The sequence below is a fragment of the Polaromonas sp. P3_C2 genome (assembly GCF_056402675.1).
Window position 1 is genome coordinate 1 of record NZ_JBFUGX010000093.1, and the last position, 11,158, is coordinate 11,158.

The 11,158-nt window shown below is 63.8% G+C and carries 8 protein-coding genes; 5 read left to right on the forward strand and 3 right to left on the reverse strand.

All coding sequences use genetic code 11. The annotated features are described in order from the left end of the window. Together AC1DWI_RS06150 and AC1DWI_RS06155 are read right to left on the reverse strand one after the other, a co-directional pair. Positions 1 to 2,173: ATP-dependent helicase (locus AC1DWI_RS06150; RefSeq protein ID WP_477724541.1), on the reverse strand; the 2,173-nt coding region annotated here is incomplete at its 3' end. 138 nt (positions 2,174 to 2,311) lie between these two features. Beyond that, complete coding sequence (locus AC1DWI_RS06155) at positions 2,312 to 3,655, reverse strand: NAD(P)/FAD-dependent oxidoreductase (RefSeq protein WP_477668016.1); 1,344 nt, start codon at positions 3,653 to 3,655, stop codon at positions 2,312 to 2,314. Positions 3,656 to 3,928: 273 nt separating this feature from the next. Here AC1DWI_RS06155 and AC1DWI_RS06160 point away from each other — a divergent pair, with 273 nt between their 5' ends. The 3 genes from AC1DWI_RS06160 (at position 3,929) to AC1DWI_RS06170 (ending at position 8,905) form a co-directional block, all read left to right on the forward strand. Continuing rightward, entirely contained in the window at positions 3,929 to 4,603 is a 675-nt protein-coding gene (locus AC1DWI_RS06160) for a hypothetical protein (RefSeq protein ID WP_477724542.1), read from the forward strand. A 79-nt stretch (positions 4,604 to 4,682) separates the two neighbouring features. Next, positions 4,683 to 7,697: a VIT domain-containing protein gene (locus AC1DWI_RS06165; RefSeq protein ID WP_477668018.1), complete on the forward strand. Its 3,015-nt coding sequence runs from the start codon at positions 4,683 to 4,685 to the stop codon at positions 7,695 to 7,697. A 230-nt stretch (positions 7,698 to 7,927) separates the two neighbouring features. Next, positions 7,928 to 8,905, forward strand: coding sequence for a GMP reductase (locus AC1DWI_RS06170; protein ID WP_477668019.1), 978 nt, complete (start codon positions 7,928 to 7,930; stop codon positions 8,903 to 8,905). A gap of 64 nt (positions 8,906 to 8,969) precedes the next feature. Here the strand turns inward: AC1DWI_RS06170 and AC1DWI_RS06175 are convergent, their stop codons facing one another. Continuing rightward, on the reverse strand, positions 8,970 to 9,884 hold the full coding sequence (locus AC1DWI_RS06175; RefSeq protein ID WP_477724543.1) for an alpha/beta hydrolase: 915 nt from the start codon (positions 9,882 to 9,884) through the stop codon (positions 8,970 to 8,972). A gap of 136 nt (positions 9,885 to 10,020) precedes the next feature. Between AC1DWI_RS06175 and AC1DWI_RS06180 the strand changes: the two genes are divergently transcribed. Both AC1DWI_RS06180 and AC1DWI_RS06185 read left to right on the forward strand, forming a co-directional pair. Further along, positions 10,021 to 10,707: a GntR family transcriptional regulator gene (locus AC1DWI_RS06180; RefSeq protein WP_477668022.1), complete on the forward strand. Its 687-nt coding sequence runs from the start codon at positions 10,021 to 10,023 to the stop codon at positions 10,705 to 10,707. Between the two features lie 31 nt (positions 10,708 to 10,738). Next, the coding region (locus AC1DWI_RS06185) for a phytanoyl-CoA dioxygenase family protein (RefSeq protein ID WP_477724544.1) at positions 10,739 to 11,158 on the forward strand (420 nt) is incomplete at its 3' end.

Sequence of the window (11,158 nt, forward strand, 5' to 3'; positions counted from 1 at the left end):
CGCCACCAGCTCCTGAATTGCTAGCACCAGGCCATCCGCCGGAACCCATTCCCGACGCAAAACCGGGATTCTTCGGCGTGATCCACTTGAGGGCGGCTTCCGGCAACTCGTCAAAAAACCGGCTCTTGAGGTTGTAGCGCGTCTGACCATGCAGCATGCGGGTTTGCGAATGACTGAGGTACAGGCGCTTGCGCGCGCGCGTGATCGCGACATACATCAGGCGGCGTTCTTCCTCCAGACCGTCACGGTCGCTCATGGAGTTCTCGTGCGGGAAGATGCCGTCTTCCAGGCCGGTGATGAACACGCAGTCAAACTCCAGCCCTTTGGACGAATGCACGGTCATGAGCTGCACCGCATCCTGTCCGGCCTGGGCCTGGTTGTCGCCCGACTCCAGCGCGGCGTGCGTGAGAAAGGCCGCCAGCGGAGACAGCGTTTCACCGGTTTCCGTGTCGGGCGCCAGGGCCTCGGGCAAAGGCTCGCTGACGAGCGGCGCGGACGCATCCAGCCCCTGGCTGGCCGGCGACTGCGTGAGCCGCCCGCCCAGTTCATCGACCGGCAGCGCAACGGCATCACGGCCAAAGCCTTCCTGGCTGACGAAAGACTCGGCGGCATTGACCAGTTCGGCCAGATTCTCCAGCCGGTCCTGGCCTTCCTTTTCGGTCTTGTAGTGTTCTTCCAGGCCGCTGTGCTGCAGCACCAGCTCGATAATCTCCCGCAGCGTCAGCCCCGTGGTCTGCTCGCTCAGCACCTGGATCTTGGCGGCAAAGGCGCCGAGGTTCGCGCCTGCCTTGCCCGGCACGGCACTCACGCCGTCGTACAGCGAACAGCCGGCCGCGCGCGAAATATCCTGCAGCTGCTCAATGCTGCGCGCGCCAATCCCGCGCGGCGGAAAATTGACGACACGCATGAAGCTGGTGTCGTCGTGCGGGTTCTCCAGCAAGCGCAGGTAAGCCAGCGCATGCTTGATTTCAGCGCGCTCGAAAAAGCGCAGGCCGCCATAGACGCGGTAAGGCACCCCGGCATTGAAAAGCGCGGTTTCCATCACCCGGCTTTGCGCATTGCTGCGGTAAAGCAGCGCGATCTCCTTGCGCTCGGTGCCGTCACGCACCAGTTGCTTCACTTCATCTACAAACCACTGGGCCTCGGCAAAATCGCTGGTGGATTCATACACACGCACCGGTTCGCCCGGCCCCGCTTCGGTGCGCAGGTTCTTGCCCAGGCGCTTGCTGTTGTGGCTGATCAGCTCGTTGGCTGAATCCAGAATATTGCCGAAGCTGCGGTAGTTGCGCTCGAGCTTGATCTGGTGCTTGACATCGAACTCGCGCACAAAGTCAGCCATGTTGCCCACGCGTGCGCCACGAAAAGCGTAAATGCTCTGGTCGTCGTCGCCCACGGCCACCACCGAGCCACCGGGCATGGCGTCCGTGCCCTGGGCCGCATCGGGCCCTTGCCCTGCCAGCATCTTGATCCAGGCGTACTGCAGCTTGTTGGTGTCCTGGAATTCGTCGATCAGAATGTGGCGAAAACGCCGCTGATAGTGCTCACGCACGGGGACGTTGTCACGCAGCAGTTCGTAGCTGCGCAGCATGAGCTCGCCGAAATCGACCACGCCTTCGCGCTGGCACTGCTCTTCATACAGCGCATAAATTTCGACCTTCTTGCGGCCTTCTTCGTCGCGCACCTGCACGTCTTTGGCGCGCAGGCCGTCTTCTTTGTTGCCGGCAATAAACCACATCAGCTGTTTGGGCGGAAAACGTTCGTCGTCAACGTTGTGCTGCTTGCACAGGCGCTTGATGGCCGAGAGCTGGTCCTGCGTATCGAGAATCTGAAAACTCTGCGGCAAGTTGGCCAGCTTGTAGTGGGCGCGCAAAAAGCGGTTGCACAAACCGTGGAAGGTGCCTATCCACATGCCGCGCACATTCACCGGCAGCATGGCCGACAGGCGCGCCATCATTTCCTTGGCGGCTTTATTGGTGAAGGTGACAGCCAGAATGCCGCCGGGCGACACCTGGCTGGTTTGCAGCAGCCAGGCGATGCGTGTCGTCAGCACCCGGGTCTTGCCGGACCCGGCGCCGGCCAGAATCAGCGCATGCGTATTGGGCAGCGTGACCGCTGCGAGTTGCTCCGGATTGAGGTTTTGCAGGAGAGGGGAGCTGGGGACTTCTGGGAACATCCCCCATTGTAGAAAGATCAACGGTACCAGCACGGTGCCGGGATACTCCCCGTACGCCGGAGGCAGATTTCTCTTCACCAGCCGGGGCCGCGGCCTGCAAGGCCTCGGGGCTACACGCAGTGAGCGACCGTGGGGGCTCTAGCTCGCGTCCGTCTTCAGGATGGTCTCACCCTTGAGCGCTCCCACGTCGCGGATGGCCATGCGGTGGCGCTTCCAGCCGTCCCAGGTACGGCGGAAATTCGCCAGCGAAATACCGTAATAGATCGCCTTGAACATGCGCAGCCGGCCCCAGAAAGGCGTCTTGCCGAAAATGTCGCCGGCCAGCAGCGACAGCAGGGCTTCCTTGACGCGCAGCGGATTGGCCGGGTGCATGAACATGTGCCGGATGGTCGGGTTGGTCACGCGGTAGATGAACCACGAATACTCCCTGGGGCCCTTGCGCATCATGGCTTCGAAGCTTTTGCGCACAGCGGGCAGGTCGGCCGGTTGGTCAAGCGCAGTGGCCACCAGCTCGGCGCCGTCAAAAGCGCTGTGCATTGCGAGGTAAACGCCTGAAGAGAACATCGGGTCGATGAAGGTGAATGCATCGCCCAGCATCAGGTAGCGGTCGCCGGTGGCATGGGTGCTGCTGTACGAAAAATTACCGGTGGCGTGCACCGCGTCATCGACCAGCGTGGCATTGGCAAGGCGCCGTTTCAGCTCCGGGGCCAGGGCGATGGTGTCCATGAAGAACTCGCGCAGCGGCTTTTCGCGCGACTTCAGGTAATACGGCCAGCACACCGCGCCAACGCTGGTGGTGCCGTCGGCCAGCGGAATAAACCAGAACCAGCCGTGGGGAAACCAGCAGATGCTGATGTTGCCTTCGCGCTTGCCTTGCAGCCGCTCGACATTCGTGAAATGGCCAAACAGCGCCGTGCTGTTGTGTTCCTTGCTCTTGGCTTTGGAGCGCAGCTTGTTCGCCAGCAGCGTGTCGCGTCCGGAAGCGTCCACCACAAAACGGGCCCGCCAGCTGCGCTTCGCGCCGTCGTCCAGCTCCGCCTGCACGGTGGCGCCTTCCGCGTCAAACACCACATCGCGCACGGTGCAGCCTTCGAGCGTTTTTGCCCCACGCGTCGCCGCGTTGCGAAACAGCAGTTCGTCCAGTTCAGAGCGCCGCACCTGCCAGGCCGAAGGCATGGACTTGTCCCAGGCATCGGCGAATTCGATGTAGCTGCAGTGCGCGTGTTCGGGCGAAACAAACTCAATGCCCCATTTGGGCATGCCGATGCGGTCAACCTGGTCGCGCACCCCCAGGCGTTCGAAAAGCTCGACATTGGCCGGAAGCAGCGATTCACCGATGTGGAACCGCGGGTGGTGCGCTTTTTCGAGCAGCACCACGTCGCGCCCCTGGGCGGCCAGCAAGGCTGCAATGGTGGAGCCGGCCGGACCGCCGCCCACAATCAGTACGTCACAGGTGGAGGTAGAAGTGGGGATTTCGTTCATGGCAGGCATTGGCTATGGGTTCGCGCAACGGTATGCCAGGCATGCCGCTGCAATTGTGAAAGACTGCGCGCAGGGTAACACCGCTCGCGCCGCGGGTTCAACTTTGCTTCTTTTGAAATTGTATGGTTCAGTTTCTTCTGCACCCGCCAGACTGTGACCGGGAAACCCGTAAATCCCCGCCCGGCCGCAGCTTCTGCGAACATAGCCGTATTTGGGGTTTTCATGACTACAGGTTTGGGCCCATCAGGGCCTGCTTGGCTGGCTGGCTGCCTTTTGGCGGCGGGTCTCGGTTTTGCCGGCATGGCGCGCGCACAGTCGTCCTGCTCCAGCGACGGCCAGGGCCGGCCAGTGACGCTGCTTGAGCGTTTTATCAACGCCAACTGCGACACCTGCTGGGCCGACCCGGCCACTCCCAAGGCCACGGCCGGCCAGGTTGCGCTGGATTGGGTGGTTCCTGGCGACAAGGGCAGCGACGCCCCGCTGTCCGCCGTCGCCGCAAGCGAAGGATTGCAACGGCTGGAGGCGCTGCGCCAAGCCGTCCCCGCACAAAGCCTGGCCAACACCTCGCCCGTCAAAGCCATCAAGGGCGCCACCCTGCGTGTCGCGCATGGCCTGCCGCTGAGCGGTTATCTTGGCGCCTCCATCGAGCTCAAGCCCGTCCCGGCAGCCGCCAAGGGCCGCCAATGGATAGCCTGGCTTGCCCTGGTCGAAACCTTGCCGGCCGGCACCGAGGGTTCCCCGGTTGAGCGGAATTTGATTCGAAACGTGCTCCAGACCAATTGGGACGGGCGCAAGCAGCTATCAAAAACAGAGCAAAACAGGTTCTTTGATGCACGCTCCATGAGCATTGCGGAGGGCGCCAACCCCGACCGGATGCGCGTGGTGGGCTGGGTAGAAAACGAAAAAGGCCTGGTGGTGGCCGCGGCGCAGTCGCGCTGCGCGCCCTGAAAAATATTTGAGGCCGTTTAACCCCTTTGTATTGCGCGCGCCGTTTAACGGTGCATCGCCAACAACAAAAGGGGTTTTCATGCCAAACGGCTTTCACGTCTTTCGCGGGTTCACCCGGCTGACTGCCGCCCGCCTCCTTCAGGCCACCGCCGCAGCCTGCTTCAGCCTGCAAGCACTGGCGCTCAGCCCGATGCCGCAGCCTTTCCCCAACGGAAAATTCGCCCCGCCGCCCGACTGGCGGCCGCCGGTCATCGCCGTGAACCATGCGGGCCAGCCCATCCAGCTGCGGGCCGTTTCCATCGAAGTCGACCTCTTCGGCGACCAGGCCCGTACCAGCGTTGAGCTGAGCCTTTTCAACCCCAACCCCCGCGTGCTCGAAGGCGAGCTGCAGTTCCCGCTGCAGGAGGGCCAGGTCGTGACCGGCTTCGCGCTGGATATCAACGGCCAATTGCGCGACGCAGTGCCCGTGCCCAAGGCCAAAGGCCAGGAGATCTTTGAAGACATACGCCGCAGGCGCGTAGACCCGGGACTGCTGGAAGCCGCCGCCGGCAACCAGTACAAGCTGCGCGTTTATCCCATCCCGGCCCAGGGGGAGCGCCGCGTGCTCATCACGTTCAACGAAACCCTGCCGCGCCAGCGTGATGCGGGCGTGCTGAGGGTGCCGCTGGTGTTCGCGTCAAGCGTGGGCCAATTGCAGGTGAAAGTGCGCGCCCACGGCGCCGCCCACCGGGATGTGGAACTGCTGCAGGCGCCCGCCGGCACCGAGCTGAACGCCAGCGCCACCGGCACGGAACTGGCCCTGCAAAAAAACCACTGGCAGGCCCCCCAGGGCCCTGCGGGCTGGCTTCAGCTGGCGCTGCGCCGCACCGGCAAGCCGCAGGTCATGGTCGGTGAATCTGCCGGCAAGCCGTTCTTTGCCGGGCAACTCGATGTGCGCGATGAGCTGGTGAGACGGCCCGCCCCTGCCCACATCGCACTGGTGTGGGACGCATCGGCTTCGGCCGCCGCGCAGGCCCGGGTGCTGCCGGTGCTGGAGGCCTACTTCCGCAAGCTGGGCAAGCCCGTCAAGCTCAGCCTGCTCGTGGTGCGTAACAAGGCCGAGGCTGTGCGCAGCTTCACCGTCACGCCGGGCCGCTTCGGTGAACTGGCCGATGCATTGCGCGCAGAGCCCTTCGACGGCTCCAGCAATTTTGACGACCTGCCCATTCCCGCCGACGTGGACACCACCCTGATGGTGACGGACGGCCTGATGACGGACGGCAAAAAACTCATTCGCTACACCCACACGGCACCGGTGATGGTGATCAATGGCGCAGCCTCCGCCGACATGGCGCGGCTGGCCAGGCTGGCCGACCGCACCGGCGGAGCGCTGGTCGATGCCGCGCTGCAATCGCCCGACGAGGGCGCGCAAGCCATGCTGATGCACGGCTGGCGTATTGAGAAGCTGGACAGCCTGTCCGCGCGGCAACTCGTGACGCCGACAACGCGGATCAACCAGGGCCGCATTTCAGTGGCCGGTGAGCTGCAAGACAGTACCGCCCGCATCGACATCACGCTGGCGCACCCGGACGGCCGCAAGCGCACACTGGCGCTGCAGGTCAGCGCCAAGCCGGTCAGCGGCCACTGGCCCGGCCAGCAGTGGGCCCAATGGCGCAGCGCCGAGCTGGCTGAAAATGCCGGCCTGCACAGCGCAGAACTTCAGCGCATCGCGGCGGCGCACGGTGTCGTGGGGCTCAACAGTTCGCTGATCGTGCTGGAGCTGGCCACCGACTATGCCCGCTACAACCTCCCTGCCCCGCCCGAGCTGGCGGATGAAGTGGCGCGGCTGGGCCAGCAGCAACTCGCACAGGCTACGCAGACACGGCAGGCGCACATCGAGGCCATGGTGAGGCAGTTTGAGGAGAAGCAGCGCTGGTGGGGCAGGGACTTTCCCAAGGAAGCACCCAAACATGCGGAGCCCAAGGCCGAGAAGCACATCAGCCAGGGTGGCCTGGGCAGTCTGGCCGGCACAGCGCGGTCGCGCGAGCAAGCCCAGGGCGCACCCGCAGCACCACTTTCCTTCGCCCCTGCTGCCCCTGCCGCTGCAGCCCCCGCAGCCGCACCCGCCATGATGGCCGAAGCACGCTCCGACGCCATGGACAAACGCAGCGCCAAGGCGGTTACAGCAGCGCCCGTAGCCACCATCGCGCTGCAGGCCTGGCTGCCCGACGCGCCCTACATGAAGCGCCTGCAGAATGCCGGCAAGGACGAGCTGTACCGCGTCTACCTGGATGAGCGCGCCGCCTACTTGAGCAGCAGCTCTTTCTACATGGATGCAGCCGGCGTGTTCTTTGACCGCGGCCTGCCCGAGCTGGGGCTGCGCGTGCTCTCCAATCTGGCCGAGATGAACCTGGAAAACCGCCAGCTGCTGCGCCTGTAYGCCTACCGCCTGGTGCAGGCGCACCGCAACGACCTGGCCGTGCCGGTGTTCGAACGCATCAGCGAACTGGCGCCCAACGAGCCGCAATCCTGGCGCGACCTGGGCCTGGCGCTGGCCGAGAGCGGCCAGCCGCAGCGCGCCGTCAACGCCTTGTGGGAAGTCGTGTCGCAGCCCTGGAACGGCCGCTTCGCCGGCATCAACATGATTGCGCTGGCTGAACTCAACGCGATTGCCGCCCAGCCCGCCGCCAGCGGCCAGCCGGCGCTGGACATGAGCCGTGTGGACACGCGCCTGCGCCGCAACCTGCCGCTGGCCTTGCGTGTGGTGATGGCCTGGGACAGCGACGACACCGACATCGACATGTGGGTGAGCGACCCGAACGGCGAAAGGGCCAGCTATGCGAACCGTCTGACCCACCAGGGCGGCGCCATGAGCCCCGACGCCACGGGCGGCTATGGTCCCGAGGAGTTTTCGCTGAAAACCGCCAAAGCCGGCAAGTACAGCGTAGAGGCGCAGTTCTATGGCCACCGCCAGCAGGTGCTGTCGGCCGGCACCACCGTGATGGTGCGCGTTACCACCGGGTTCGGCACGCCGCAGGCGCGTGACGAGTGGACGACCTTGCGGCTGGCGCGCGGGCGGGAGACCGTGCGCGTGGCCGAGGTCGAGGTGCGCTGAGGCTGGCGCCTCAAGCCCGGGTTATCAAGATGCCACTATGCATATAAAGGCTATACCGCTTTGCGGGGTAGCGCCCGCTTGAGAGGCGCATAGAATCAATCACCGGGCCCAAGCAATTGCGCCCGGTTTTTTGTTTCTGCCTTGTCTACTTGCCAAGCGCCCGCAAACAAAACCGGTCCAGTCCAAGCGCCTTCTGTTTCTTCAACAGTTTTTTCAAAGGCTTGGGAATCATGGAAATCTTCGACTACGACAACATCCTGCTGCTGCCGCGCAAATGCCGCGTGGAAAGCCGTTCGGAATGCGACGCCAGCGCGACGCTGGGCGGGCGCAGCTTTCGCATCCCGGTGGTGCCGGCCAACATGAAGACGGTCGTCAATGAGGAGATCTGCGCCTGGATGGCGAAGAACGGCTACTTCTACGTGATGCACCGCTTCGACCTGGACAACGTCCAGTTCGTGAAAGACATGAAAGCCCGCGGCGCCTACGCCTCGATCTCCCTGGGCGTGAAGAAACCCGACTACGACACGGTGGACCGCCTGGCCGCCGAGGGCCTGGTGCCCGACTACATCACCATCGACATTGCACACGGCCATGCCGACACGGTGCARAAGATGATCGCCTACCTCAAGCAGAAGCTGCCGGCGTCCTTCGTGATCGCCGGCAACGTGGGCACGCCCGARGCGGTGATCGACCTCGAAAACTGGGGTGCCGACGCGACCAAGGTCGGCATCGGCCCCGGCAAGGTCTGCATCACCAAGATGAAAACCGGTTTCGGCACCGGCGGCTGGCAGCTGTCGGCGCTCAAGTGGTGCGCGCGCGTGGCGACCAAACCCATCATTGCCGACGGCGGCATTCGCGAACACGGCGACATCGCCAAGTCGGTGCGCTTTGGCGCGACCATGGTGATGATCGGCTCCATGCTCGCAGGCCTGGAAGAAAGCCCGGGCAAGACCGTCGAGGTGGACGGCAAGCTCTTCAAGGAATACTACGGCAGCGCCTCGGACTTCAACAAGGGCGAGTACAAGCACGTCGAAGGCAAGCGCATCCTGGAGCCGGTCAAGGGCACGCTGGCCGATACCTTGCGCGAGATGGAAGAAGACATCCAGAGCTCCATCAGCTACGCCGGCGGCACGAAGCTGCTGGACATTCGCAAGGTCAACTATGTGACCCTGGGCGGCGACAACGCCGGTGAACACCTGCTGATGTAGGCCGGCGGTAACAAATAGTAGCAAGGCCGGCTCCGGCGACAATAGGCCTTGTTCCTGAAGAGACTCACTCCCCTTGCCCACCGCAGCCATTGAAGTACGCCGGCCCTATTCCGGCGAAGAAGAAGCAGCCCTCATGGACGCCGTCCAGGGTCAGCGCCTCCAGGATGCTGAAGTGGTTGCGCCCCAGATGGGATTCGCAGACCGGCACCACCCCGGAGCCCCAGGCCTGCTGGATCAACACGTTCTGTCGCAGGAACTCCGCGCTTTCGTCGGCACCTGCCACGCTGTACAGGGTGCCGCGGCCCGGCGCCGGCAGCAGGGCCGGGCTGGCCTTGAGCACCTGTTCAGGTGTGAGTTTCAGCGAATCCTTCAGGAAAGGCGTGTGGCGCATGGGTTCAAGGTCGTACAGGCCGGAAATCGACAAGGCATTTTTCAGCAGGTCTGCAGGCAGGTCGCCGGCATAGGCCTTCCAGTCGCACGCCATCAGCATGGCAGCCAGGTGCCCACCGGCTGAATGGCCCACCACCGTGATGCGGGATGGGTCCCCGCCGTAATGGGCAATGTGGCGCCATGCCCAGGCCAGCGCCGCCACCATCTGCATGGTGATCTGGGGAATGGTCACCGCGGGGCAAAGCGCATAGTTCGGCACCACGACACAGGCGCCCGTCTGCGTAAAAGCCGGCKCCACAAAGGAATGGTCGGCCTTGTCGAGAGACCGCCAGTACCCGCCGTGAATGAACACCAGCACCGGCRCACCGGCCAGGCCCTGGGTGCCGCCCTGTGTGGCGAAATCACCCGCCGGAAACACGTCGAGCATTTCACCCGCATGGTTGCCATAGGGAATATCGATCTGGCAGGGCACGCGCTTGCGAATGGCCTGCGAGCTGTCAGCCCAGCGAGCGAAATACACCCCGTGGTCCGGTACCAAAGCCCGGTTGTTGTACATGCGGTCAAGCCAGGCGGGATCGGGCTGGGTCATTGTTCTTCTCCTGAAAGTATCAAAACAGCTTCAACGGGTGCCATCTTGGCACAGCCCGGCCGCCCGCAACCATTTACGGGTAAACCCGAAACTTCAGGTCTTCAGTCGCAATGTATTCTGTATACAGAGTACTAACATGCCACAACAACTGATCAAAATCGAATCCACGCCCGACCTCGTCGACCAGGTCTACCGCAGCCTGCTGGACGCCATCAGCGAAGGCTCGCTGGCGCCGGGTGCGCGCATCATGCAGGAAGACATTGCCGAGCAACTCGCGGTGTCGCGACAACCGGTACTGCAGGCTTTGCGCCTTTTGAAGAAGGACGGCTTTGTACTGGACGCCCCGGGGCGCGGCGTGCTGGTGGCGCCACTGGACGTGGCCTGGCTCGTGCAGATCTACCAGGTACGCAGCGCACTCGATGCACTGGCCGCCCGGCTGGCCGCGCAAGGCCGCTGCCGGCTCGACCCGCAACTGATCAGCCGGGGCCGAAAGGCCGCGCGGGGCGGTGACGTCAAGGCCATGATGGCGACCGACGCGCAATTTCACGCGGCCATTTACACCGCCTCGGGCAACCCGCTGATCGCCCAGAGCGCCCAGCTGCACTGGCACCACATCCGCCGCGCCATGGGTGCTGTGCTGCAGGTATCAACCATGCGCGAATCGATCTGGGATGAGCACGAAGCCATTGCCGAGGCCATCGCGGCCGGTGATGAAACCCAGGCCGAAGCGCTGATCCGCGAGCATGGCGAGGAAGCGGGCCACAACCTGGCAAACCTGCTGTCCAGCGCACTCGGCCAAACCGGCGCCCGCGCGGCGCCCTGAACACCCGACAACACGCAACAGGAGACATGCGATGAAACTGACCCCGGAACAACTTGCGCAATTCGACCGCGACGGCTACCTGTTTTTCCCCGGCCTCTTCACGCCTGAAGAAACCCGGGCGCTCAACGATGCCGTGCCCGAGCTCTACAGCCGGCGCGAAGACTACAACGTGCGTGAAAAAGGCAAGGACGCGGTGCGTACCAACTTCGCCGCGCACATGTACAGCGAGCCGTTTGCCCGGCTCGCGCGGCACCCGCGCATGATCGAGCCGGTGGAAGACCTGCTAGGCGAAAAGCTCTACATGCACCAGTTCAAGATCAACGGCAAGATGGCGTTTGAAGGCGACGTGTGGCAATGGCACCAGGACTATGGCACCTGGCTGAACGACGACATGATGCCCACCGAACGCGCGATGAACGTGGCCATTTTCATGGACGACGTGACCGAGCAC

Excerpts from the sequence above, each read along its gene's own strand:
- AC1DWI_RS06155 (WP_477668016.1), bottom strand. The coding sequence starts at position 3,655 with ATGAACGAAATCCCCACTTCTACCTCCACCTGTGACGTACTGATTGTG.
- AC1DWI_RS06180 (WP_477668022.1), top strand. The coding sequence starts at position 10,021 with ATGCCACAACAACTGATCAAAATCGAATCCACGCCCGACCTCGTCGAC.